The organism is Rothia sp. HMSC073B08 (genome assembly GCF_001812975.1).
Taxonomy (GTDB): domain Bacteria; phylum Actinomycetota; class Actinomycetes; order Actinomycetales; family Micrococcaceae; genus Rothia; species Rothia mucilaginosa.
Genome location: NZ_KV811048.1, coordinates 70,109 through 93,318 on the forward strand (window position 1 = coordinate 70,109; position 23,210 = coordinate 93,318).

Annotated in this window: 19 protein-coding genes and 1 tRNA gene; 12 read left to right on the forward strand and 8 right to left on the reverse strand. The window is 62.3% G+C overall.

Annotated features, from left to right (window positions below):
- Nucleotides 1-284: 284 nt before the first annotated feature.
- Complete coding sequence (locus tag HMPREF2884_RS00860) at nt 285-1,418, forward strand: hypothetical protein (protein ID WP_070614846.1); 1,134 nt, start codon at nt 285-287, stop codon at nt 1,416-1,418.
- A 138-nt stretch (nt 1,419-1,556) separates the two neighbouring features.
- On the opposite strand, the gene HMPREF2884_RS00865 is transcribed toward HMPREF2884_RS00860, so the two are convergent.
- The 5 genes from HMPREF2884_RS00865 to HMPREF2884_RS00885 all read right to left on the reverse strand — a co-directional run bounded on the left by HMPREF2884_RS00865 (nt 1,557) and on the right by HMPREF2884_RS00885 (nt 8,831).
- Nucleotides 1,557-1,630: transfer RNA gene (locus tag HMPREF2884_RS00865), tRNA-Pro, on the reverse strand.
- A 110-nt stretch (nt 1,631-1,740) separates the two neighbouring features.
- Nucleotides 1,741-3,603 carry an ABC transporter ATP-binding protein gene (locus HMPREF2884_RS00870; protein ID WP_070614848.1) on the reverse strand — a complete coding sequence of 621 codons (1,863 nt, stop codon included), beginning with the start codon at nt 3,601-3,603 and terminating at the stop codon, nt 1,741-1,743.
- The gene (locus HMPREF2884_RS00875; protein ID WP_070614850.1) at nt 3,603-5,633 is read right to left on the reverse strand and encodes an ABC transporter ATP-binding protein; all 2,031 of its coding nucleotides are present in this window, start codon (nt 5,631-5,633) and stop codon (nt 3,603-3,605) included. Before HMPREF2884_RS00875 ends, HMPREF2884_RS00870 begins: the two co-directional genes overlap by 1 nt.
- Nucleotides 5,633-6,646, reverse strand: a complete 1,014-nt coding sequence (locus tag HMPREF2884_RS00880) for a metallophosphoesterase (RefSeq protein WP_070614852.1) — start codon at nt 6,644-6,646, stop codon at nt 5,633-5,635. The genes HMPREF2884_RS00875 and HMPREF2884_RS00880 overlap by 1 nt, the downstream gene beginning before the upstream one ends.
- A gap of 40 nt (nt 6,647-6,686) precedes the next feature.
- Complete coding sequence (locus HMPREF2884_RS00885) at nt 6,687-8,831, reverse strand: transglycosylase domain-containing protein (protein ID WP_070614855.1); 2,145 nt, start codon at nt 8,829-8,831, stop codon at nt 6,687-6,689.
- 166 nt (nt 8,832-8,997) lie between these two features.
- On the opposite strand from HMPREF2884_RS00885, the gene HMPREF2884_RS00890 reads away from it, so the two are divergent.
- The 3 genes from HMPREF2884_RS00890 to HMPREF2884_RS00900 all read left to right on the forward strand — a co-directional run bounded on the left by HMPREF2884_RS00890 (nt 8,998) and on the right by HMPREF2884_RS00900 (nt 11,037).
- Nucleotides 8,998-9,201 (forward strand): DUF4177 domain-containing protein, encoded by a 204-nt coding sequence (locus HMPREF2884_RS00890; RefSeq protein WP_005504647.1) that lies wholly within the window; start codon nt 8,998-9,000, stop codon nt 9,199-9,201.
- A 185-nt stretch (nt 9,202-9,386) separates the two neighbouring features.
- Nucleotides 9,387-9,869, forward strand: a complete 483-nt coding sequence (locus HMPREF2884_RS00895; protein WP_005508253.1) for a RidA family protein — start codon at nt 9,387-9,389, stop codon at nt 9,867-9,869.
- Nucleotides 9,862-11,037, forward strand: a complete 1,176-nt coding sequence (locus tag HMPREF2884_RS00900; RefSeq protein ID WP_070614856.1) for an NUDIX hydrolase — start codon at nt 9,862-9,864, stop codon at nt 11,035-11,037. The genes HMPREF2884_RS00895 and HMPREF2884_RS00900 overlap by 8 nt, the downstream gene beginning before the upstream one ends.
- 146 nt (nt 11,038-11,183) lie before the next feature.
- Here HMPREF2884_RS00900 and HMPREF2884_RS00905 read toward each other — a convergent pair whose 3' ends face one another.
- Nucleotides 11,184-11,861 (reverse strand): Crp/Fnr family transcriptional regulator, encoded by a 678-nt coding sequence (locus HMPREF2884_RS00905; protein WP_005504653.1) that lies wholly within the window; start codon nt 11,859-11,861, stop codon nt 11,184-11,186.
- A 486-nt stretch (nt 11,862-12,347) separates the two neighbouring features.
- On the opposite strand from HMPREF2884_RS00905, the gene HMPREF2884_RS00910 reads away from it, so the two are divergent.
- Nucleotides 12,348-13,526, forward strand: coding sequence for a MarP family serine protease (locus tag HMPREF2884_RS00910; protein ID WP_070614858.1), 1,179 nt, complete (start codon nt 12,348-12,350; stop codon nt 13,524-13,526).
- 113 nt (nt 13,527-13,639) lie between these two features.
- Here the strand turns inward: HMPREF2884_RS00910 and aroQ are convergent, their stop codons facing one another.
- Nucleotides 13,640-14,080 carry a type II 3-dehydroquinate dehydratase gene (aroQ, locus tag HMPREF2884_RS00915; protein WP_005504658.1) on the reverse strand — a complete coding sequence of 147 codons (441 nt, stop codon included), beginning with the start codon at nt 14,078-14,080 and terminating at the stop codon, nt 13,640-13,642.
- Nucleotides 14,081-14,211: 131 nt separating this feature from the next.
- Here aroQ and nth point away from each other — a divergent pair, with 131 nt between their 5' ends.
- Nucleotides 14,212-15,147: an endonuclease III gene (nth, locus tag HMPREF2884_RS00920; RefSeq protein ID WP_070614860.1), complete on the forward strand. Its 936-nt coding sequence runs from the start codon at nt 14,212-14,214 to the stop codon at nt 15,145-15,147.
- A 45-nt stretch (nt 15,148-15,192) separates the two neighbouring features.
- Nucleotides 15,193-15,978, forward strand: a complete 786-nt coding sequence (locus tag HMPREF2884_RS00925; protein WP_070614862.1) for an NUDIX hydrolase — start codon at nt 15,193-15,195, stop codon at nt 15,976-15,978.
- A 139-nt stretch (nt 15,979-16,117) separates the two neighbouring features.
- On the opposite strand, the gene HMPREF2884_RS00930 is transcribed toward HMPREF2884_RS00925, so the two are convergent.
- On the reverse strand, nt 16,118-18,124 hold the full coding sequence (locus HMPREF2884_RS00930; RefSeq protein ID WP_070614864.1) for a bifunctional 3'-5' exonuclease/DNA polymerase: 2,007 nt from the start codon (nt 18,122-18,124) through the stop codon (nt 16,118-16,120).
- A gap of 249 nt (nt 18,125-18,373) precedes the next feature.
- On the opposite strand from HMPREF2884_RS00930, the gene HMPREF2884_RS00935 reads away from it, so the two are divergent.
- The 5 genes from HMPREF2884_RS00935 (at nt 18,374) to HMPREF2884_RS00955 (ending at nt 23,190) form a co-directional block, all read left to right on the forward strand.
- Entirely contained in the window at nt 18,374-19,984 is a 1,611-nt protein-coding gene (locus HMPREF2884_RS00935) for a TadA family conjugal transfer-associated ATPase (protein ID WP_070614866.1), read from the forward strand.
- A gap of 42 nt (nt 19,985-20,026) precedes the next feature.
- Nucleotides 20,027-21,268 (forward strand): type II secretion system F family protein, encoded by a 1,242-nt coding sequence (locus tag HMPREF2884_RS00940; RefSeq protein ID WP_070614867.1) that lies wholly within the window; start codon nt 20,027-20,029, stop codon nt 21,266-21,268.
- A 142-nt stretch (nt 21,269-21,410) separates the two neighbouring features.
- Nucleotides 21,411-22,064 (forward strand): DUF4244 domain-containing protein, encoded by a 654-nt coding sequence (locus HMPREF2884_RS00945; RefSeq protein ID WP_083309661.1) that lies wholly within the window; start codon nt 21,411-21,413, stop codon nt 22,062-22,064.
- Nucleotides 22,065-22,253: 189 nt separating this feature from the next.
- The gene (locus tag HMPREF2884_RS00950) at nt 22,254-22,649 is read left to right on the forward strand and encodes a TadE family type IV pilus minor pilin (RefSeq protein WP_246827902.1); all 396 of its coding nucleotides are present in this window, start codon (nt 22,254-22,256) and stop codon (nt 22,647-22,649) included.
- Nucleotides 22,636-23,190, forward strand: a complete 555-nt coding sequence (locus HMPREF2884_RS00955; protein ID WP_141753485.1) for an Rv3654c family TadE-like protein — start codon at nt 22,636-22,638, stop codon at nt 23,188-23,190. Before HMPREF2884_RS00950 ends, HMPREF2884_RS00955 begins: the two co-directional genes overlap by 14 nt.
- Nucleotides 23,191-23,210: the final 20 nt, after the last annotated feature.

A 23,210-nucleotide genomic window follows, 5' to 3' on the forward strand; every position in this document is an offset into this window, starting at 1 on the left:
GCCCGCCGGATTGCCCCACCTTTAAGAACGTACCAATGGTACACACCTAACCTCGTGCAACAACACTTGAACAGCACGTATCGAGCGCCTGAACACCGAAAATAACCGCACGAGGAAACCACATGAGAGCAAAACCTCCGCGCCACCACCCGAGCAGCCGTTACACTTAACACCTATGCCAGCGCATCCGGCTCACACCACCGGACGCGGCAGATACCCCGGCAGGGCACACCCCCTGGCAGGGCGCACAGACTCTCAAACACGGCACTACAAGGAGCGAGGACATGGCAGCAGGGCGCACACAACCCATCCCCACCGTCAGCAGCGGGGCACGCGCCGCCTCCCTCGGAGGCACCCGACGCGACCTCGGGCTCGACCTCGCCCGCGCCTTCGCCGTGCTCAGCCTGCTCATCCCCTTCGGATACTGGCTGCAACTAATCCCGGTGTCCTGGAAATTCTGGATCCCTCAGACCCTCGTACCGGCTGAACCGCTCTTCGCCGCAATCCTGGGTGCCGCCGCCTGGCGCTACGCCCGCACCGCAAACTTTTCGCAGTTCTTCGCCGGAACCATCGTGCGATTCCTCGCGCTACTTCTGCTGGGCGTGGCACTCATGCAGGGTGCCACCTACCTGCCGCAAGCCGGAGTGACCGTACCGGCGCAGGGCTTCAGCTACTCTCTGCCCTTCGACATGCTCGTGCACCTGGCGCTACTCACCCTGCTCACCCTATTCATCGTGCACCTGCCCCTGTGGGCGGTCGCCGTGCTGGCGGTGGTCACCAGCCCCTTCATCACCTGGACCTACACCCTCCTCATGGACGTAGCCGCACACGCCGACCAGTGGACCGCTACCCAGCTACCCTTCCTCGCAAGCCACGGCGTCAACCACGCCCAAAGCGCCCAGCTCATCTGGGTCATGTGCCTGGGCATCGTGCTCGTGCGCCTCTACGACAACCTGCAGGCAAAGCTCGCAATCCCCGTAGTACTCGCCGTGCTGGCGCTCGCCGTCTACCGCACCTTCAACCCCTACACCGAGCTCGGCTTCCTCAACAGCCCGCAGGTGCTGCTAACCCTAAACCTCGCGGCAACCCTCTACTTCTGGGCCGAATGCGCGCGCCTGCTCTCCGCACAGGCGGGAATGCTCACCCCCATCGCCCGCCTGGGCCAGATGTCGCTGAGTGCCTCCATTGTGCTGAGCGGAATCATCATCTACGCCGGACCCACCATCAAGGCATTCACCGTCGGCGAGCACTACGTCGCCACCGGAGGCTGGGGCACCGCCGTGTACTGGAGCGCCTTCCTGCTGCTCGGCGCCGCAATCGCCCTGGGCTTCTGCACCCTCTGGTCACGCATGGCACGCTCCATTGCCGGACGCGGCCCTCTAGAGGCGATTCTCGCCCTCATCTCCGGGCGCGGCTAACCGAACTGAACTCAACGTGAAAGCGGCCCCCTCCCTGCGTTCCTGCGCGGGGAGAGGGCCGCTTTTATACACTCAAACTGCGCAGCAAAAATACTGCGGGTACGACAAAGCCCCGGTCCAGAGGACCGGGGCTAGTTGTCGGGATGACAGGATTTGAACCTGCGACCTCGTCGTCCCGAACGACGCGCGCTACCAAGCTGCGCCACATCCCGATGTTGACCTATCAGCGAATACCGTAGGCAACTCACCTAGGATAACCCAAAAAAATTCAGAACGCAACACAACGGCACACCACCGGTCGGGGGAGAGGCAAATAAAGTTCCTAGGCTTCAGCCTCCTGAACCTGATTCAGCTCATCCCAGGAGGCGTACATCGCCGCAAAACGACCGCCGGAGGCAATCAGTTGCTGCGGGGAGCCATCCTCCACCACGGAGCCCTCATGAATCACCAGCACACGATCAGCACCCAGAACTGTCGAGAGGCGATGCGCAATCACCAGCGCCGTACGCCCCGCCAACACGGTTCGCAGCGCCGCCTGCACCGCACGCTCACTCGGGATATCCAGCGAAGCCGTCGCCTCATCCAGAATCAGCACCCGCGGATTCGCCAAGAACACGCGAGCAAACGAAACCAGCTGACGCTGACCCGCCGACAGGGTAATACCGCCACGGCCCAGCTGTGACTCGTAGCCGTCACGCAGACGCTCAATGAACGCGTCAGCACCCACCGCCTTCGCGGCAGCCTTCACCTGCTCATCGGACGCCTGCGGGTTACCCATGCGGATATTCTCCAGAATCGACGCGGAGAACAGGAACACCTCCTGGGTCAGCATGAGCACCTCACGGCGCAGCTGCACATCCGCCAACTGGCGGACATCCACGCCGTCAATACGCACCTGACCGGACGAAACATCGTAAAAACGAGCCACCAGCTTAGCGATCGTCGACTTACCGGCACCCGTAGCACCCACCAGCGCCACGGTCGTACCCGGCTCAATGCGCAGGCTCGTCTCCTTCAAAGCGTGACGATCCGACGTGTACCCAAAGACCGCCGAATCCAGCTCCACCAGAGCACCCTGAACTTTGCCGGACGTGCCCGCAGCGGTACCGGTAGCAGACTCTACAGCGCGCTCATGCGGATGCTCCGGCTCAGCAACCTCCGGCTCCTCAGCCAAGAACGACGACAGCTTCTCCAGCGCGGACATCGCCGACTGGAACATGTTGTAGAACTCAGAAAGCTGCATGACCGGCTCAAACACACGGTTCGCGTAAATCACCAGCGCCAGCAGGGTACCGATCTGCATGGTGCCGCCCAGCACCGCATAACCACCCAGCACCAACGCACCGGCAATAAACACATTGCCCAAAAGCATCAGCACGGGTGAGTAGACGCCGAAAATCTTAATGGAATCCATCACCGCAAGGCGGTAACGCTCCGACGCCTGAGCGTACTCATAACGCATCTGCGCCTCCGCACCAAACGCCTTCACCGCACGGATACCCGTAAAAGTCTCCACAAAACGGCTCGTCAAATGCGCAGACTCGGTACGCATCGTACGGAAAACCGGCACCGCCGTCTTCTGGAACCAGCGCGTCAAGAAGTAAATCGGCACGCCCATGACCAGCATGAACAGGCCAATACGCCAATCCAGAAGGAAAATAGCGACCGCAGAAATCACCATGGACAGCAAGGTAATCGCCAACTGGCTGATGCCGCTATCCAAGAAGCTGCGGACCGTATCAATATCGCTGGTTAAACGCGAAATGACCTTGCCCGAGGTGTACCGCTCATGGAACGACACGCTCAGCAACTGCGCGTGACGGAACACCCGCTTACGCAGGTACACCACCACGCCCAGCGACACGCGCACCGTGTACGCCACGTTGACCCACGAAAAAATCGCGGTCACCGCGGTAGCCACCACAAAAAACGTCAGCAGGGTCAGTAGGGGAGAAACGTCACCCTGCTTGAGTGGCTCAATGGAACTATCCAGGACGCGGGCAATCAGAATCGGCGCAACCGCCGAGGAACCCGAGACCAAAAGCACTGAAATAATCGACAGAGCCAACGCCCCACGGTGCGGGCGCAACATCTGGCGCAGCAGAGCCATCGAGCGTTCACGGGTCTCCGCGCGCTCCTGCGGGCTCATCTGCTCCCGCGGCTCCGCCGGACGATGATGGGCCATTAGCCCTCCTCCATCGTCATCAGCTGACGGTACTGCTCCGAAGAGTCCATCAGCTCAGCGTGAGTGCCTTCGGCGACCACGGCACCATCAACCATCAGTAGCACACGGTCCGCCAACGCCACGGTGGAGGGGCGGTGCGCCGTCAACAGGGTCGTAGCGCCGCCCAGGCCCTCCAGACCCTCACGCAGACCGGTAATAATACGCTCCTCTGTGTTCACGTCCAGCGCCGAGAACGGGTCATCCAGCAGCAGCACGGAGGGGCGCTTCGCCAGGGCACGTGCCAACGACAGACGCTGACGCTGACCACCCGAAAGGCTCAGACCCTCCTCACCAATGACGGTATCCAGACCCTGCGGAAGCTCCGCCACGAAATCGCACGCAGCCAGCTGTAGCGCGGTCTGGAGGGTCGCCTCCAGCTCTTCTGCGGCGGGGTAGTCCTCATCCTCGGTGCCGCGCTCGTACTGTTCAGCAACGCCCATCAGCACGTTCTCGCGGACCGTGCCGGAGAAGAGCACCGCCTCCTCAAAGACGAACGCGGTCTGGGCGCGCACCTCCTCAATGGACATTGCGGCGGCATCTCGGGTGCCAAAACGCAGGGAACCGGAGGTCGGCTCGTAGAAACGCGGAACCAGCGACAGCACGGTCGACTTGCCGCTACCGGTTGCACCCACCAGCGCCAGAATCTCGCCCGGGAAGACCTTGAAGTTTACGTCCTTCAGCACGGAAACCTCGGGTGCCTTCACCTCAGAGTTTGCGCCGGTATCCTCTGCAGAAACAGGTGCTTCGGCAGCATCGTAGCTGAACTGAACGTGATCGAAAGTGACAGATACTGCGCCACCGCTGGGGTACTGCATAGTTTCCTTCCCGGAGCCGCCCTCGGCAGACACTCCAGCTAGTGTTGACGAATCAGAAGCACCCTGCGGATGCTCGGGCCCAGACATAGCCGCGGAGCCACGAACCAGCGGCACCGCCTCAAAGCCGGGCTCGTCCATGACCTCGTTGTGGCGTTCCAATGCCACCTTATAGCTCAAATAGGCAGACATCAGCGCGGTCGAGCGCGTCACGTGGCTGAGCACGGTCGTCTGTACCGCAAAGTAGGCGGTCATCGCGCCCAGGCTCAAGGTGCCCGCCGCAACCTGCGAAGCGCCCACAGCCAGCGCCACCGCCGTGGAGATACCCACAATCAGGCCCTGGTACAGGGCAACACGAGCCACCAGCATCGACCTGCCGTACTCGCGCGCCTGCAGGGCGTCCACCGACTTGGAATATTCCTGAATCTGCTCGGGGGAGCGGCCCAGCGCCTTAATCACGCGGATGCCGCGTACAGACTCCTCAATACGGGTGGAGAGATCACCCGTCATCTGCTGAATCTCATGCGAGGCGCGGTAGTACTTGCGGGTGAAGTTCACCAGTGACAGCACCAGAATCGGCACGGTCACCACGAACACCAGCGCGAGCGACGGCGAAGAACGTAGCATGAAGAAGCCACCGACCAGGAACATCACCACAACAGTCAGCATCTGAACAATACCGAAAGACAACCAGCGGCGAATCGTCCCCAAATCGCTCATGGAGCGGGTCAGCAACTGACCGGAGGGCCAACGATCCAGCAGAGAAAGCGGGGCACTGAGCAGGCGGTCAAAAAAGTTCATGCGCATGGACAGCTCAATCGTGGAGGTCGGGTCCACAATCAGCCAGCGCCTCCAATACATGAAGGAGGCGTGCGCAATGCCCAGCAGAAGCACCAGGCCACCGGCAATCCAGATGGCGCTCTCGGTGGTGCTCTGCGAGAGATGATCCACAATAATCTGCAGTACCTGCGGGATGGAGATCTCAAGGGCACCGGCACCGAACGCCACCAGCAGACCCACACCCCAGCGCACACGAATCGGACGCGCATACGCGGCGAGGGTGCGCGGGGCACGCTGACCGTGCGCATAGTCAATCGGGTCGGGGGTGGGTTCGCTCGCCGTCTCCAAGAAGGGGTTGCGGCGGCGCTTAGTCGTGCTTGCTGTAGAAGCCTCAGACATTAGCGGCGGCCACCTTTCGAAGCGTCGGCTTCACCCTTATCGCGAGCCGTGAGGGTCACCAGGATTGCCTCCGGCGGGCAGAACAGACGGACCGGCGCAAAACGAGAGGTGCCCAAACCGGCAGAAACCTGAACCGGAATACCGGACTGCTTACTGACACCCTTCGCACGCGAAGGCGGCAAATCGCAGTTGCTGACCAGGGCATGACCGCCGGGCAGGCAGACCTGACCGCCGTGCGTATGACCGGCAAAAATAGCCTGCGCGCCGTCCTGCACGAAGCGGTACAGGGTACGCATGTAGGGGGCGTGCGCCACGCCGATACGGACGCTCGGCTCCTGCCCCTCATCGAAGGCGCCGGGGGCGAAGCCGGGGTGTTCATCGTAGCGCAGGTGCGGGTCATCCACACCGGAGAACTCCAGACGCAGACCCTTAAGGTTCAGCGTGTCGTAGCGGTTGACCAGGCCCGTCCAGCCGCGCGACTCGAACGCCTCGTGCATCCGCTCAATGGGCAGTGCTACACGCGAGCCCTCCTCAATCATCTGCGGGGTGCGCGGCTGCCACAGGTAGCGTGCCGGGTTCTTGAAGACGGGCGCGAAATAGCAATTCGAGCCGGGCACAAACACGCCGGGGAAATCCATGAGCGGGTCGAGCGCCTCCAGCAGCGGACCCATACCGTCCACGTGGGAGAGATTATCGCCCGTGTTCATCACCAAATCCGGCTCCAGGGCAGCCAGCGAGTGCATGAAATCAATCTTCTTCTGCTGGCCCGGGATCATGTGCATATCCGAAATATGCAGAATCCTGAAGTCAGGACTACCGGCGGGCAGTACTGGCAGGGACTCGGTGCGGAGCTGAAAATTGTTCAGCTCAATAAAGTGCCCATACGCCGCCGTGGCGGCCCCCAAAGCTGCAGTGGCGGCTACCGCCCCCGCTACCTTCTTCAGGAGCGGGGAGGAGCCGCGTGCGCCCGGGACCGCCACGGGGACGCGGGCGTTGACTGCGTTTTCACACATTATCAATCGCCTTTCAGGCTTCAGCTGATGAGCTGTGATTCTAGCTGTACGACAGAATCTTATCGCTGGGGGTGGTGAAGTCCTTCGTGTTGTACTTCGGTGCGATCGTCTTCATGAACGACTGCCACTGAGCACCGGCGTAGGTCGCACCATCCACATAGTTCAGAACACGACCGTTAATGCCCACACCGTTCAGGGAACGGAAGCCGAGGTTGTTAGAACCAACCCAAGACGCGGTGGACAGGCCACGAGTGTAGCCAACCTGCCAGGTCTGGGAGGAGTTATCGTTCGTACCGGTCTTCGCAGCCGAACCGTTCGGCAGACCAATACCGCGCTGAGAAGCGGAACCGCCAGGCTGGATAACACCCTTCAGAACCCAGCTGACACCGTTCGCGATGTCCGGATCCAGAACCTGCTCACACTGGTTCTGGTATTCCTTCATGGTTTCACCGTTGGTCTTGGTGATCTTCTCGATGGGGCGCGGGGTGCAGTACTTACCCTCAGAAGCGAAGATAGCGTACATGGATGCGCTGGTCAGCGGAGAGATACCGTACTTGGTACCACCAATGTTGGTACCCAGGTCGGGGATGCTGTGCAGCGGTTCGCCGGTACCGTCCAGGGCGTGCATCTTGATGGACAGGTCGTGCACATCGCACAGGTCAAGCTGGGAGAGCATGCCGTACAGGTACGAGTTCAACGACTGGCGAATACCGTACGCCGCGGTGTTGTAGCCTAGGCCACCGTTGAACGCGTTCTTGTAGGACCAGCCGTTCGGCTGACCGGTGTAGTAGTACTTACCGCCCTCGTAGCACTTGGCGTTCCAACCGAAGCTGGTGGGCCAGAACAGCTGGGTACCGTTCACGGTAGCGTTAGCGCCGCGGCCGCTGATGAGCCACTGAGCCAGAATAATCGGTTTGAACGTCGAACCGGGCTGGAAGCCGCGGGTACCACCGTAGGCGCTATCAACGTTGTAGTTGTACTCGGTCTTGGAGTGGTCGTTTGCGTCAGCCGGGGTGCCGAGCTCAGTGTTCTGTGCCATCGCGATGACGCGACCGGTACCGGGCTCAACACTGGTCAGGGCGGAGTTCACGTCGTTCCAGTTGGTTGCTGCGGGCTGGGTGGAGTCCACTGCCTGCTTAGCCGCGGTCTGAGCCTCGGGGTTCAGGGTGGTGATCACCTTCAGGCCGCCACGCTTGATGGCGGTGTTACGCAGCTCAGCGGTTGCGCCGAGGGACTCATCCTGCAGCAGGTAGTTGACCACGTAACGGCAGAAGAACGCCTTGTCGCCTGCCAGGGAGCAACCCTGGGACTTGGTATGGACGTTGAGCTTAATGTCGCTGGCGATGGCGTCGCTGTATTCCTTGTCGGAAATCTTGCCGTCGCGGAGCATGGTGCCCAGAACGATGTCGCGGCGTTCACGGGCAAGTTCGGGGTTCACGGTCGGGTCGTACACGTTCGGTGCCTGCACCAGACCGGCCAGAAGCGCGGACTGCGCCACGTTCAGGTCCTTAGCGGAAATACCCCAGTAGTACTGTGCAGCAGCCTCAACACCGTAGTTCGAACCACCAAGGTTCACGATGTTCAGGTAGCCTTCAAGGATTTCGTCCTTGGACTTGTTCTGCTCCATAGAAATCGCAAGCTTCATCTCGCGAATCTTTGCGGCGTAGGTCTTGTTACCGTTCAGGGTTGCGGTTGCGTCCTCACCACGAGCCACAGCGGAGTCAACAATGAGGTTGTTAACGTACTGCTGGGTCAGGGTGGATGCACCCTGACGGCGGCCGCTGTTGGAGTTAATGATGTTGTTCAGGAACGCACGACCGATACCGATAGCGGAGACAGCACCGTGGTTGTAGAAGTCGCGGTCCTCCACCGAGACGATAGCGTCCTTCATGTGCTGAGAAATCTGATCCAGCTTGACCGGTTCGCGGTTCTCTTCAAAGAAGGTCGCGATTTCGGTTTTGCCGTCAGCAGCGTAAATAGTAGAAGGACGGGAAGAGATGCCATCGGCAATGTCGTTAGGAAGGTCCTGGAACCATGACATCGACGCGTTCGTGACCATACCCAAGCTCACGGCAGGGGGTACGACAATAATTGCCGCAAGGAAACCGGCAATCACGCTGAACGCGAGGAACTGCAAAAAATCTCCCGGGCGGCGACGCGCACGGGTTTTCTTAGATGAAGCCATTCATTCAGTTTATCCCATGAAGCTGTGAGAGGAAGTCCGGTTCGGTACCCCATAGGGACGCGGGGGCTTCAACCCCGAGAATAAAGCCCCCAAAAGCCCCGGACATTGACCGAAACCATAGTGAATCCCTTTTACTTATTCGACCCTGAAAGCTAGTCTAGAGGGTATGAAGAAATGGGAATACGCAACTGTACCGCTGATGATCCACACGACCAAGGCAATCCTCGACAACTGGGGTGAAGACGGCTGGGAGCTCGTAACTGTTCTCCCCGGCGCATCCGCACCTGCTGGCGCAACCCCCGCGTCGAATATGGTCGCTCCGACTCAGGGCAACCCCATCGCCTACTTTAAGCGCGAGAAGGCTGACTAAGAGCAGCGTACCCGGCGGTCACCTCGCTATCCCGGCTCTCCTTTAACTAGGGGAGCGCGGGAATAGATGAGGAAGGCCGCCGGTTAGCCGTTTAACAGCTGCCTGAATATCAGTAGCGTTTAGATTTACGGCATTTCCCCTATCACCGTTTGGGTGCCATCACCCGCCATCCTTCTGGAGTAATCATGACTGAATCCCGTATTGAAGCACGTATCCGCGAACTCGGTTACGAACTGCCCGTAGCACCCGCCCCCGTTGCCGCATACGTTCCCGCGGTGACCTCCGGCTCCTACGTGTACACCTCCGGCCAGCTGCCCTTCGTTGAGGGCGCCCTGCCCGAAACCGGTAAGGTGTCCGACTCCGGTGCTGAAGGCTTCGTGACCCCCGAGAATGCGAAGAAGTACGCGGGTATCAGCCTGCTCAACGCCCTGGCAGCGGTCAAGTCCGTCATTGGCGACCTGGACCGCGTGCAGCGCGTCGTGAAGGTTGTCGGCTTCGTGGCATCCGAGGTGAACTTCACCGCTCAGCCCGCCGTCATTAACGGCGCATCCGAACTGCTCGGCGAAATCTTCGGTGAGGCAGGCCAGCACGCCCGCTCCGCCGTCGGCGTTCCCGTTCTTCCCCTGGACTCGCCCGTAGAGGTCGAGATCATTGTTGAATATGTCTAATCTGTACACCGGCGCGCTGCCGCTGTCTGCTATTCGTGCTGCCCAGGCTCAGCGGGCAGCACAAAGTGGCGCCCAAAAGACGGTGAACGGTATAGACGGTCACGGATCCGGCGAATCACAGGATATCAAGACTCTGCCCCTGCCGGTGCAGGAACGCCGCTTCGGCACCCCCACCCCGGCTGAAGGCGTGGAACGCCCCCGCATGTTTACCGGCCGCCAGTCTGCGGCTAACCCGCGAACCTCCTGCATCCAGCGTCTCTACACGATTCCTGAGTTCATGCGCACCGCAGCCGAAAGTTGGCGTGAAGGCGGTAACGAAGGTGCGACCGGCTGCACGATGCGCCAGGCGGCATCCGTCATTTTTGTGCGCGACGGCGACAACGGCCTCGAAACGATTCTGACCTACCGCCCCGGCAGTTCGCCGTTGGGCGTGGTGGCTTTCCCCGGTGGTACGGCTCTTCCCGGTGATGATGAGGCGGCCTCCTGGGTCGGCCCCGGCGCCGAATACTGGGAAGAACAGTTCCACTTCTCTGACGTAACTCAGGCACGCCGCAGCGTCATGGCTGCCATCCGTGAGTCCTTCGAAGAGACCGGCATCCTACTTGCCGGTGAGGACGACCAGGACGTGGTGGAACGCTCCAGCACTCCCGAGCTCATGAGCTGGCGTGAAGCGGTTGCGGCACAGGACAAGAGCTTCTCAGACTTTCTGACCTCCAGTGGTTTGAGCGTACGCGCCGATCTGCTGCGCCCCGTGGCGCGTTGGCAGTCCCCGGACTTCTTCCTCAAGCGTTACGACATTGCCTACTTCACCACGGCGCTACCCGTAGGCCAGGACCCGAAGCTGCTGCTCGGTAAGGGTGTGTGGGGCGACTGGCTGAACGTGCGTGAACTGCTCGAAGCCAAGGACACCAGTGAACTGGGCGACCGCATCGGTCAGCCCAACACGGTGGGACGCACCCTCGACCAGCTCATCACCCCCGGCGTGATGTGCCTGCTCGAATCTTTGGCGAAGGCCCAGACTTCCGTGGCCTGGCTGTCCAAGCGCCGCAATATTGAGGTGAAGAAGCCCGTGCTCGTCACCCACAACGGCGCGTGCATGCTCTCCTTCACCGAGGTGGTTCCGGCTACCACCGGTTCCATGTACACCGGCGCGATGGGTGTGCTCTAAGAGGGTAGTGCATCCGCTCGCTCGTATGATGAAGCGTTAAAGAAATCAGGAGCCGTTTCCCCATGCAGAGGGAAACGGCTCCTGATCTATTTAAGTCGTGCGTCTTTTAGCGAGGGCGTCCTAGAATGCCCTAACTCAAAGAGACCTTAGCGGGAACGCTGGCGCAGGCGGGGCAGGTCCAGAATGACAACTGCGCGTGCCTCCAGACGGATCCAGCCGCGAGAAACGAACTCGGCAAGAGCCTTGTTCACGGTCTCGCGGGATGCACCAACCAGCTGTGCCAGCTCTTCCTGGGTCAGCTCGTGAGCAACGAGCACACCGTCGGTTGCGGGGCGGCCGAAGCGGTCAGCCAGGTCCAGCAGTGCCTTAGCGAGGCGGCCGGGAACGTCGGAGAAGACCAGGTCAGCCAGTGCCTCGTTAGCGTGGCGCAGGCGGCGAGCCAGAGTCTTAATGACCTGATCGGAAATCGAGGGGTCCAGCTGCTGTGCGCGCTTGAAAGACTCGTGCTTGATGGCAGCCAAGCGGGTCTCAGAAACAGCCACAGCGTTGGTCGAACGGGGCGAGGGGTCGAAGAGAGCCATCTCGCCGAAAACATCACCGGGACCCATAATCGCGACCATGTTCTCGCGACCGTCAGCGGCGGTACGGCCCAGCTTGACCTTACCGGAGAGCACAGCGAAGAGCTGATCGTCCTGGTCACCCTCGTAGAAAAGGACAGCGTTGCGGGAGAGGTCAATCTCCTGAATGTCATCGGTCAGCAGAGCGAAAGCTGCGTCGTCGAGGTTAGCAAAGAGAGGGGTACGACGGAGGATCTCGAGATCCATAAAGTTCTCCTAGATATGAGGTGATGAGCCGAAGCTCATAAATGTTCAGTGAGTGAGCCCGAACCGGTGCCATGCGTCTCAACATCTGAAATGTGAGAAGGCTCAAGCTAGTGTGACATATTCAACTGATATGAGCGTACCCTAAAAAAGCTGTTTGTGCATTCCGATAGGGCGAGCTTTACAGCAAAAGTTATTTCTTCCGAGAAAATTCAAAGCTTACCCACAGGTTCAGCACCTAATATCAGGCATTCAGGTGTGTACTTTTTTCGGTACCAAGCACGCAGACACCCTCATGACCAGGAGGTGCACCGCCTCCACACACGGTACGATGCGACGAGGCAGAACCCCGAGCCCAAAACCCCGGGAACACAAGCCCGCCGCATCCACCACTGGGTGTTAACGCGCCGCCACACTCACCGGGCACAGCCCGCACCAACCACATGGGCACACCGTGACCATTTCTACCCACCAAGGAGGCAATTAGTCGTGACGACTGGCATCAACCTGCTTGATATTGCTATCCCCATCATTCTGCTGCTCTACTTCCTCGCCGGAGTCCGCAGCGGATTCTTCACCACCCTCGGAACCTTCCTCGGCCTGGGTCTGGGCGTCTGCGCCGCAGCCTGGCTCGTGCCCCTCGCCGTGGCATCCGTGGGATCCCAATGGAGCCTCATTACCGCCGTCGGTGTGCTCATCATCTGCCTGACCATCGGACAGTGGCTCGGCCTCGTTGCCGGACGCACCATCCGCCGCGTCACCGACATCACCCCGCTCAAGGGCGTTGAACGCTTCTTCGGCGGCGTGCTGAACCTCGCCGCCTGCGCCCTGGTCATGGTCGTGCTGACCATCTCCATGCGCACCGTACCCATCCCGCAGCTCAACACTGCGCTCAGCGACTCCAAGACCCTCTCCTGGATGGTCGCCTCCACCCCCGAGGTCGTCAAGGACCGCATCAACACGGTACGCAATGACGTGCTCGCCTTCGGAACCATTCCCGAAGTCAGCCAGCTCATCGCCCCCGAAACCAGCGCCCCCACCCAGACCGTAGAATCCGCGGCACTGGACCGGGCGGCAGCCTCCGTGGTTGAGATCCTGGGCGCCGCCGAGCAGTGCGGCTACACCTCCACCGGCTCCGGCTTCGTGGCGGACAACGGCCTGGTCGTCACCAACGCCCACGTGGTCGCCGGCGTGACCTCCCCGGTCGTGCAGGACTCCCGCGGCCGCACCTGGCCCGGCACCGTCGTCTACATGGACACCGAACAGGACATCGCCTTCATCAGCGTTCCCAAGCTGCCGCTCGAACCGCTGACTATCGGCCCCAACGCCACCGCAGGTAGCCTCGTAACCTTCATGGGCTACCCCAAGGGCGGCCCGTTCAAGGCGTTGCCCGCCACCGTGCAGGGCATCGGCAACACCCAGACCATCGACGCCGACACCGGCCGCGCCAACGCCATGCGCCAGGTCTACCAGCTGGCAGCCGACGTGCAGCACGGCAACTCTGGCGGCCCCGTCCTCGACGAAAACGGCAACGTGGTCGGCGTGATCTTCGGTAAGGCAACCACCGGCCAGACCGGCTACGCCATCACCGCAAGCACCCTCAAGCAGGCACTGGCCGAAGGCGGCGACAACACCGCCGCAGTCTCCACCGGCACCTGCCGCAAGTAACTAGCCGCTAAATAGCGATAAAAGTTCAGGCTCCCGCCCTCACACGAGGAACGGGAGCCTGAACTATTTAACGAACGGAGGCGCGCTGGGCTATTCCGCGAGGTGCTGCACTGTTATTCCGCCAAATGCTGGGCGAGGAAATCAACCGCCATGACATAGCCGTACGCACCCGCACCGGCAATCACCGCAGTAGCCTGCGGCGACACAAACGAATGATGACGGAACTGCTCACGACGATGCACATTCGACAGATGCACCTCAACCACCGGAAGCTCAGCCGCCTCCAGCGCATCGTGCAGCGCCACCGACGTATGTGTGTACGCCGCCGGGTTGATAATAATCGCCGCGCCACGAGTACGAGCACGCTGAATCTCATCCACCAGCGCACCCTCATGATTCGACTGCATAAACTCAACATCAAAACCATGATCCGCCGCGCGCTCACGCACCATACGCTCAATATCGTGCAGAGTGGTGTAGCCGTACACCTCGGGGCGGCGCTGCCCAAGCAGGTTCAAATTCGGTCCATTAAGCACAAAAATCGTATCTGACATAAAACCAGTGTGGCACAGCTGGCGCCCGCTGAGCGCTAGCCGGCGCGAACTGCCCAGAAAATGATGGGGAGCGGGCCAAGTACGGTGAACCTCGCTACCGCCCACACGCCCAAGCCCGGTACCCTCGCGCTATGACCGAGAACGCCACCCGCACCGAAGTAGAGAACACCGCGGCAGAAAATAACGCGGCTGAGAACAACGCGGCAGAGAACGCCGAATCGCTCCTGCAGATCCGATTCGTCCCCGAATTCAAAGCCGCAGCCGCCGCACGCCGCCTCAACGCACGCGTACCCGAAAGCCACCTCGCCACCGTGCGCCGCGCCCGAAAGATTAACCGCATCCTCGGCGAAACCTACCCCTACGCCGTCGCAGAACTCGACTTCGACAACCCCTTCGAGCTACTCATCGCCACCGTGCTCTCGGCACAAACCACCGACGTGCGCGTCAACTCCGTCACCGGTGCACTCTTCGCACGCTACCCGGACGCCGCCGCGCTCGCCTCCGCACGTACCGAAGAGGTCGAACCCTACATTCAGTCCCTCGGCTTCTACCGCGCCAAGGCACGCTCCATCGTCACCCTCTCCCAGCAGCTCGTCGAACGCCACAACGGGCAGGTCCCCTCAACCCTCGAAGAGCTCGTAGAACTCGCCGGAGTCGGCCGCAAAACCGCGAACGTAGTCCTCGGAAACGCCTTCGACGTGCCCGGACTGACCGTAGACACCCACTTCGGCCGCCTCGCCCGCCGCATGGGATTCACCACCGCAGACGCCCCCGAGACGGTCGAAAAAGACGTCGCCAAACTCATCGAACGCAAAGACTGGACGCTCTTCTCACACCGTATGGTCTACCACGGCCGCCGCATCTGCCACGCCAAAAAGCCCGCCTGCGGCGTATGCCCCGTCGCCGACCTCTGCCCGTCCTATGGCGCCGGGGAGACGAACGAACAAGCAGCACGTAAACTCATGAAATACGAAATGGCACCCGGCCGAGAAGATCTGCACCTGCGATTCCTGCAGGGCGCAACCCGTCGCGAACTCATGGCAGAAGGCTACCCGCTCAGCGCCTAACGGCACCTGAACCGGAATGCAGCCGCGCAGAAGAGAGGTACACAGATGAGCGCACCCGAGCAGTCGGTACAATCCGAACCGGCAGGGCAGGATGCACAGCACCCCGCCCAGCAGGCACTGGCGGCTCTCGCAGAGGGCGGCGTGGCATTCGACGTCCAAGCCCTGCTGCGCAGCGCACCCGCCAGCCCCCTGAGCAAAGAAGCCGCCGTGCTGATCCTCTTCGGCGTGCTCGATAACTCGCCCTCCACCGGCGAATTTGAGGGCTGCCCCGACAACGTTAGCGCCGACCTGGACGTACTGCTCCTCGTACGTGCCGCAACCCTGCGCTCACACGCCGGTCAGCCCGCCTTCCCCGGCGGCAAAATCGACCCCGAAGACTACGCGCTCGCCGAAACCACCGGCGAACCCGTCGCCCACATCGCTGCCCTGCGCGAGGCGGTCGAAGAAACCGGGCTCGACCCCGCCGGCGTGCAGATCCTCGGCCAGCTGCACACCCTGCCGCTACCCATCAGTAACTTCATGGTCACCCCCGTCATCGGCTGGTGGAACAGCCCCGTGCCCGTCGAAGTCGTCGACCACAACGAGTCCGCGCTCATCGCCCGCGTGCCCGTGCGCGACCTGCTCAACCCCGCCAACCGGCACACCGCCTACGTCAAACGCGGCCGCACCTCACACCGCACCCCCGCCTTCGAGGTGCGTATGCCCGGTGGCGAAGAATTCACGGTGTGGGGATTCACCGCAATTCTGCTGGACCGGATCTTCGACTCGCTCGGCTGGACCGTGCCCTGGGATCAGAAAAAGATGCGCCCGGCACCCGGCTACGAGGAGTAAAGCTCATCGCAGAATAAACGCCTGACCAGCGGATATAGGGAGCAGAATAGTGCGCAGATAGGGGCGGTGGGTAGCTTGAATGAAGCTACCTGCCGCCCCTATTTTTGTCTTGATCCGCCCGCAGAATATTTACCGCTGATTATTTACCGTCTGCGTAGTTGCGCACCCGCGCCACCGACACCGGAAAATCAACCGGCACCCGACCGAACAGCAGACGCGCCGCCTCCGCAGCGCCCTCACGCACAATACGCTCCACGCGATCCGCCTCCAGGTCGGGACCGCACAGCAGAAGCTCATCGTGCAAAAAATACACAATGCGGGTGCGCATCGGCATACCAAAAATCCGCTCCGACAACAGACGAGAACGCACCGCGCCCATCCAGCATAGAGCCCACTCAGCCGCCGTACCCTGCACAATAAAATTGCGGGTCATACGCCCGTGCGCACGCGCAGTCGACACCGCACGCGACTCAGCCGCCGGCGAAGACCGATCAGCCACAATCTCACGGAAACGCTCATCCACCGGCGGGGACGTACGACCCAAAAAAGTCGTCACCTGCCCGCCCGCCTCACCAATGCGCGCGGCACGCTCCGTAAAGTCCATCGCTTGCGGAAAAAGCGCCGCCACATGCGGCAACAGGGCACCAATCTCACCGCTGCGGCCGCCATACATAATCGCCAGCATGCCCACCTTCGCGTGGGAACGCTCCGTCAAACCCACACCCTTCATGCGCGCCAGCTCGGCAATACCCGCATACAGGTCAGCGCCACGACCCGCCGAAGCGAGCGCCTCATCACGGCTCAACGCCGCCAGAATACGCGGTTCAATCTGCGAGCCGTCCGTCACCGTCAGCACCTGACCCTCCGGCGCCTGCACCGCCTGACGAATCTCCGCCGGAAGCTGCAACGCACCACCGCCGGAAGCACCCCAACGCCCGGTCGCGGCGCCGCCCACCTCAAGATGCGGGCGGAACGCACCCTCAGAAACCCACGTATCAGCCCACGTCCAGCCGTTAGCAGTCCAAATACGGTACAGCTTCTTATAGCGCAGAATCGGGTCAATCATCGCCCAACGCTTCTGCCGCTGAGCCGGAATCGCATCCGCCCAACTCTTCAACTCCCACGAACGCGTAGACTTCACCGAAACCCCCGCAGACTGCAAAGCACGCAAAAGATCCTGCGGTGAATCCGGGTTCAACGACGGCATAAACAGCATGCGCTGAATCTGCTCCGCCAACTCCTGCATCTTCTGCGGGCGCTCCCCAGGTACCGGCCGCGGCCCCAACAACTCGCACAGATGCTCATGATGCGCCTGCACATTAAACGGGATGCCGTAATAACCAATCTCAGCCGCCACCAACGCACCGGCAGACTCAGCCGCCGCCAAAAGACGCAGCCGCTCCGGGTGCCTTGACTCGCTAATAGCGCGCGCCTGCGCCAGCCACTCACGCATCAGCACGCGCACCACCGGATGCTCCGGCAGCAGAGTCACCGGGCCCGCCGCCAACTGCGGGGCAAAAGGCTCATGAGGCGCCGCCTCAAGGAAATCGGGGGAGGAATCAGCAGGAGAACCGGCATGTGTAGCGGAAGAGGTGGCGGGGGCACTCAAAAAATCAGCGCCAAACAGCTCCTCCTGACCCTGAACCTGCCGCGCCACCGGCAGATACCCCTGAGGCTCGGCCGCCTCACGCACATCAGAAAGATCCAGCACCGGGCTGTACTCCACAAAACCGCTCGGATGCGTAGCGGCAGTCGTCAAAATTCGCTGCACCAGACGCAAATCATGGCACAGATGCACCCGCACCCCGCGGCGCAGAAGCAGCGGGTCAACGTGGCGGGTATCAGCCCAAATCCAGCGGGGAAAACGCGCCTGCGCCGAATCTGCCGCCTGCCGCTCCACCTCTCGCACATACGCCGGAAGATTCGCCGCACTCACCCGATCCGCCCGCGTAATCCGCGGAATAAAGGTCGGGTCCTGCAACTGTTCAGCGGTCGGCGCCGAAAAATGAAAAGCACCCCACGAGGTCACCGGTTGAGCACCGCGCGGGGACGCACCCGCGGCAATAGCCGAGGTGACCGGGTGCGCGGAGGTGCCGGTCTGGGCGGTAATACCCGCGCCGGTGGCAGGACTGAGCAGAACGTACATTCTTCCATTATCGGTGACCGGGTGCGAAGGCGCGTGGTTTGTGGTCGCGGGCGGGCGGTTTGCGGAAGAGGCAGGGGAGGGCTGAATGCGCCGCGGTTTGTCATAAAAGCGCCGGATGTGTGCGTTTTGTTCGTTTGAGACGCGTGCATCGTGGATATTTCGGGGTGCGCGAGGAGTTATCCACAGAACGCTCATTCTCTTAAAAATTCGGGGTGGGTGCAATGCTCTCCTAGAGCCATGAACCCCGCCATGAACCCCTCCAACAATCCCGCCGGGCACCCTGCCAACAATCCCGGCAACCCCAACGGTTGCTCGCCGCGTGCCGCACAGGGCGCGAATCAGCCGGGCGCACAGAATACGGGTGTCCAGAACACCGGCGCGCACTCGCTACCCGCCCTGCTCATTCCCGAAGACTATCGCGCCCGCGCCGTCGCCCTGCACGCCCGCGAGCTGATTCTGCGCTCGCCGCAGATGAGCGCTATCGCCCTGGGCGGTTTTAGCGGCGGGTTCAGCGCCGGGTTCAGCGGCGGACCCAGTAACGGATTCAGTGCCGGAGTCGAGAAGGCAGGGGAGCGGCCGCCCGCAGAGGGTGTGGTTGCCGCGGGCAGTGCAAACGCTGCGAGTGCCGCGGGCGGTGGGTTACTCCAAGAATCCCAGCCCCTCCGCGAGATCCTCGAAAATGCCGTGGATGAGGCAATTTGCGCCATCGATGGCGGATGCCAGGGGAATGCCTGGGGGAACACGAACGCAGAAGGAACGGGCGCAGATAGAACTAATGTGACGAAGCCCCGAAAATTCCGCACCAAAACGGTGCAACCCGCGCCCGCCTCATGGAGCTACCCCAGCGTGGAATACGTGCCCGTCAACCGGCAGACCGCGCTGCGCTACCTCGCCGCGGAACTCTACGGCCTCGGTGCCCTCGGACTGCTCCTTGACGAGGGGCAACGCGCCGGAACCATCACCGATATCTACGTGAACTCGCCCTGCGATATCTGGGTGGGCATCAACGGAACCACCCGCCCCGTGGCGCTGAGCCTCGGTAACGAGCGGCGCGTGCGTGACCTTGCCGAGCGGCTCATCCGCAGGCACGGCGGGCAGCTGGATGCCGCGCATCCGGCGGCTGACATTAGCGACGAGCACGGCAGGCGCATCCACGCGATTATCCCGCCGCTGAGCGAACGCACCCGGCTCTCCGTGCGCCTACCCGCCCGCGAGCGCCCCACCCTGGCGCAGCTGCAGGCCTCCGGGCTGTGCGATGAGGCGACCGCCGCCTACCTGCGCCGCATGATTGCCGAACGCCGCGGATTCCTCATTAGCGGGGGCACCGGCACCGGCAAAACCACCCTGCTCAACGCCCTGCTGGGGCTGTGTACGCCGCAGGAGCGCCTCATTTTGCTCGAAGACACCCCGGAACTTGCGCCGCAGCATGAGCAGGTTATTGCCCTCAAAACCCGCGCCGCCAACTCCGAGGGTGCCGGCGAAATCGGGCTGGGTGAGCTGATCGTGCAGGCGCTACGTATGGGCCCGGATCGGCTCGTGGTCGGTGAGTGCCGCGGCGCGGAGGTGGTGCACCTGTTGACCGCCATGAACACCGGTCACCGCGGTGCCGGAACGACCCTGCACGCCAATAGCGCGCAGGCGGTTCCCCTGCGTTTGTGTGCTCTGGGCGCGCTCGCCGGACTGGATAGTAGAACGGTCGCTCTACATACGGCGACGGCTTTTGAACGCATTATCCACCTGGAACACCGGGATGGTCGCCGCCGCATCGAGGGCGTCTACAGCCTGCACCCCGCCACACAGGGGAGCGAAGAGTACCTGCAGGTCAGGCGTATTTCTACTGGCTCTGAAGTTGGGTACTAGCCCCCGAAATGGGGGAAGCAGAAAACGTGAAAGGAGGAAGCAATGCAGCAGAACGAGAAGAGCAACGGAAGCCTTCACGAACGCTGGACTGAGCGCCTAGCTGGGCGCATCGCCGGAGCAGCCAGCGCCGAGGAAATGCACATGTGGCCGCTCATGCTACGCACCCTCGCTCTGAACCTACGCGCCGGCATCCCCCTGCAGGAGGCGGTGCACGCCGACCCGGGCTCCGCGCAGTTTGCGCAGTTCGGGCAGTTCGGGGGGAACGAGCTGGTGCCGGGTACGGGGAAACCGTGTGCGAAGAGAAGCGCCCCGGCTCTACGTGCACGAGGCCTCTCGCCCCTCTCTGAAGACTACGGGCACAAGCGGTGCGCCGAAGATATCCGCCGCTTCATGCAGGCTCTCGCCACGGTTACCTCCTGGGGTGCACCCGCGCACCTCGCCTGCGCGCAGCTACTCGAAAACAGTACCCGGATGCGCCCGCACAGCCGCGAGCGCCTGCACGACCTGCAGCTGAGCCTGCGCATGAGTGAGAGTGCCGGTGCGCCGCTCGCCACGAGCCTGGAACGCGCCGCAGAACACGCCGAAGAACGCATCGACGCGCTCCTGGGCAGGCAGAGCGCCCTCGCCGCACCGCGTGCCACCGGCAGGATCCTCTCCTGGCTGCCGCTGCTCGGCCTCGGCTTGGGGGTGCTCATGGGAAGCGACCCTGTGGGTGTGCTGACCGGGTCCGTTCTCGGAGCGCTCACCGGTTTGCTTGGGCTGGGGCTCGCCTTCGCCGGGCGCCGTTGGACCGCCGCGCTCGTGCATCGGGCAGAGGTGGAGAGCGCGGCAAGTAATGGAGCCGAACAAACCTCGAATATGCCGCCCGTTGATACCGCCCTCGTGCTGGAACTACTCGCCGCGCAGTTGAGAGCCGGGCTCGCACCGCTCGCTGCACTGGGCACCCTCGCCGAGGCGCTTAACAGCCGACCGTTGCACACGGTCTGCCAGCGCCTACAGATGGGCAGCGGCTGGGGGAGTGCCTGGTCGGGGTCCGCGGCGGGAACCTTCGGTGAGCTGCGGGATGCGCTCGCCCCCGCCTATACGGGCGGCGCACCCAGCACGGCGCTACTGCTCTCCCTTGCCGACGCGCACCGCCTCAGCGAACGCCGCGCGGCAGAACGCGCCGCCGGAAAGCTCTCCGTAGCGCTCGTGGTACCCCTCGGGTTGTGCTCGCTGCCCGCCTTTATCTGCCTGGGCATTGTGCCCATCCTCATTTCGCTACTACCCACGCTGACCGGCTAAAGAACCAAGCCCATAAGTACTGTCGACTAGCCGAAATGCTGAAAAGTTTAGACCTTCGCTTTAGACCTTCGCCCATCTGCCGTGAATGCGGATGAGCACCCACCCCGCCCCGAATGAACGGGGTACAACGAAAGGAAAACCAATGACGAACACCCTTTGCGAAGTAATCCGCCACGATCTGCACACTGCCGATATTTCGGTCGGCGCTCCGGGCAACGCCCCGGTCGGTGCTCCGGGTGGCATTCCGAGCGAAATTCAGCCCGCCGCATCCGGTGCAGAAGCGCAGACCATTCTGGGCCCCGTGCCGCTGTCCGTTGCCATTGCAACCACCATGAAGCAGCTGCGTGAAGAATGCCCCGAACTCTTTACTGATGCTGAACTTTCCCCCGGCGCTGAGCAGAAGCATGCCGGCCCCAGGATTGACCCTCACGAAATGGAGATTGATATGAACACGGACCGTTTGAGCCCCGAACAGGCATTGACCATCGCCCGCGCGCTCGCCGAAGGCTGCACCTTGGACGAATGTGGCGCCACCTGCCGCAGCCTGGGTGAGCACGCGCCCGGCTGCACCGAATATGTACCCTCTGAGGAGCACGAAAAGGCGCTCGAAGAGTACGCCCCCGCGGGGGATCCGGAGGAGGGCGCCTCCACTGCGGAGTACGGCATTGTGATGCTCGCGGCGGTCGGTTTCGCAGGCCTGCTGGTGCTGATTCTCAAGTCGGATGAGGTGCGTTCCATGCTCCTGGATATTGTGCGTAACGCCCTGTCGATTGCGGGTAACACGGGGCTGCTCTAGAGGTCTTGGGAAACCCGCCACAGGGTTTAACTCTAGAGGCAAGGAATCCCGGAAAGTCAGGCTAGAAAGGAGGAATAAAGAATGAACGCTCATGTGAATTTGGGTTCTTTGTGGAACACTTGCCCTGCAGGAAAAGTCGGGGCGGAACCGGCACCCTCGACCCCGCACAAGAGCCCAGCAGAAGAGGGCGTGATTACCGCCGAATTTGCGGTCGCCCTACCCGCTGTCACGGTGGTGCTCGCCCTCTGCCTGGGTGCCGCCTCCACGGGCGTTGCACAGCTGAAAGTAGAGGAGTCCGCGCGAACGGCCGCGCGATCCGCCGCCCGCGGAGATTCCGAGGCGCAGATTCGCTCCGCCGTCAGCCGCATCGACCCGGCGCAGAGCGTGCAGATTTCTGTTTCTCCTGATGATGCAGCCGTGACAGAGGCGGGGCGCGCTCAGGAAGTGCACGTGCGGGTGAGTCGCCCCGCCCCCGGTGTGATCGGCTCGGCAACCGGCTGGATGCTGCGGGCGGACGCCCACGCCCGCGTTGAAAGCGGCGGCAAAAACAATGCTGAAAACGGTGCGGGGCATGAGGGTGAATAGAGCCGATAGGTGCCCCGCCCCGAAAGCAACCTCCGAGAAGCAACGCCCCGAAGAGGGTAGCGGCACCGTCCTCGCCCTCACCATTATTGCCGCGCTACTGGTGGTGACCGTGGTGATTGCCGGGCTCATCGGGGTGGTGTCCGCGAACCGCAGGGCGTCCGCAGCCGCCGATTTGAGTGCGCTCGCGGCGGCGGACGCCTACCGCGGGCTCACCGAAGGCGACCCGTGCGCGGTCGCGGCGGATCTTGCCGAACGCCACGGGGCACACCTGGAATCCTGTACGTTTCCGGACCGCCCTGAAACGGTGGAGGTGACGGTCGCCGTCCCCGTCGCAGGGCCCATGGGGATGCTGGGCCCGGCGAGGGTGCGTGCCCGCGCCGGGGCTGAGCACCCTGAAGAAGAGTATGCCGAAGAAGAGCATGACGCGGCGGGCAACGCGGAGGAGCTGAGCCCCGATGAGGTCGCCGAGCTGGAGGAGGAACTGGAAGCTGGACAGGACTCGGTGCCCGAACCTCCTGAGCCGGAAAACCCAGCCGACTAGGCTATCTGTGCTCGCCGGGA

Coding starts and splice junctions, on each gene's coding strand:
- HMPREF2884_RS00860 (WP_070614846.1), top strand. CDS start 285: ATGGCAGCAGGGCGCACACAACCCATCCCCACCGTCAGCAGCGGGGCA.
- HMPREF2884_RS00870 (WP_070614848.1), bottom strand. CDS start 3,603: ATGGCCCATCATCGTCCGGCGGAGCCGCGGGAGCAGATGAGCCCGCAG.
- HMPREF2884_RS00875 (WP_070614850.1), bottom strand. CDS start 5,633: ATGTCTGAGGCTTCTACAGCAAGCACGACTAAGCGCCGCCGCAACCCC.
- HMPREF2884_RS00880 (WP_070614852.1), bottom strand. CDS start 6,646: ATGTGTGAAAACGCAGTCAACGCCCGCGTCCCCGTGGCGGTCCCGGGC.
- HMPREF2884_RS00885 (WP_070614855.1), bottom strand. CDS start 8,831: ATGGCTTCATCTAAGAAAACCCGTGCGCGTCGCCGCCCGGGAGATTTT.
- HMPREF2884_RS00890 (WP_005504647.1), top strand. CDS start 8,998: ATGAAGAAATGGGAATACGCAACTGTACCGCTGATGATCCACACGACC.
- HMPREF2884_RS00895 (WP_005508253.1), top strand. CDS start 9,387: ATGACTGAATCCCGTATTGAAGCACGTATCCGCGAACTCGGTTACGAA.
- HMPREF2884_RS00900 (WP_070614856.1), top strand. CDS start 9,862: ATGTCTAATCTGTACACCGGCGCGCTGCCGCTGTCTGCTATTCGTGCT.
- HMPREF2884_RS00905 (WP_005504653.1), bottom strand. CDS start 11,861: ATGGATCTCGAGATCCTCCGTCGTACCCCTCTCTTTGCTAACCTCGAC.
- aroQ (WP_005504658.1), bottom strand. CDS start 14,080: ATGTCAGATACGATTTTTGTGCTTAATGGACCGAATTTGAACCTGCTT.
- nth (WP_070614860.1), top strand. CDS start 14,212: ATGACCGAGAACGCCACCCGCACCGAAGTAGAGAACACCGCGGCAGAA.
- HMPREF2884_RS00925 (WP_070614862.1), top strand. CDS start 15,193: ATGAGCGCACCCGAGCAGTCGGTACAATCCGAACCGGCAGGGCAGGAT.
- HMPREF2884_RS00930 (WP_070614864.1), bottom strand. CDS start 18,124: ATGTACGTTCTGCTCAGTCCTGCCACCGGCGCGGGTATTACCGCCCAG.
- HMPREF2884_RS00935 (WP_070614866.1), top strand. CDS start 18,374: ATGAACCCCTCCAACAATCCCGCCGGGCACCCTGCCAACAATCCCGGC.
- HMPREF2884_RS00940 (WP_070614867.1), top strand. CDS start 20,027: ATGCAGCAGAACGAGAAGAGCAACGGAAGCCTTCACGAACGCTGGACT.
- HMPREF2884_RS00945 (WP_083309661.1), top strand. CDS start 21,411: ATGACGAACACCCTTTGCGAAGTAATCCGCCACGATCTGCACACTGCC.
- HMPREF2884_RS00955 (WP_141753485.1), top strand. CDS start 22,636: ATGAGGGTGAATAGAGCCGATAGGTGCCCCGCCCCGAAAGCAACCTCC.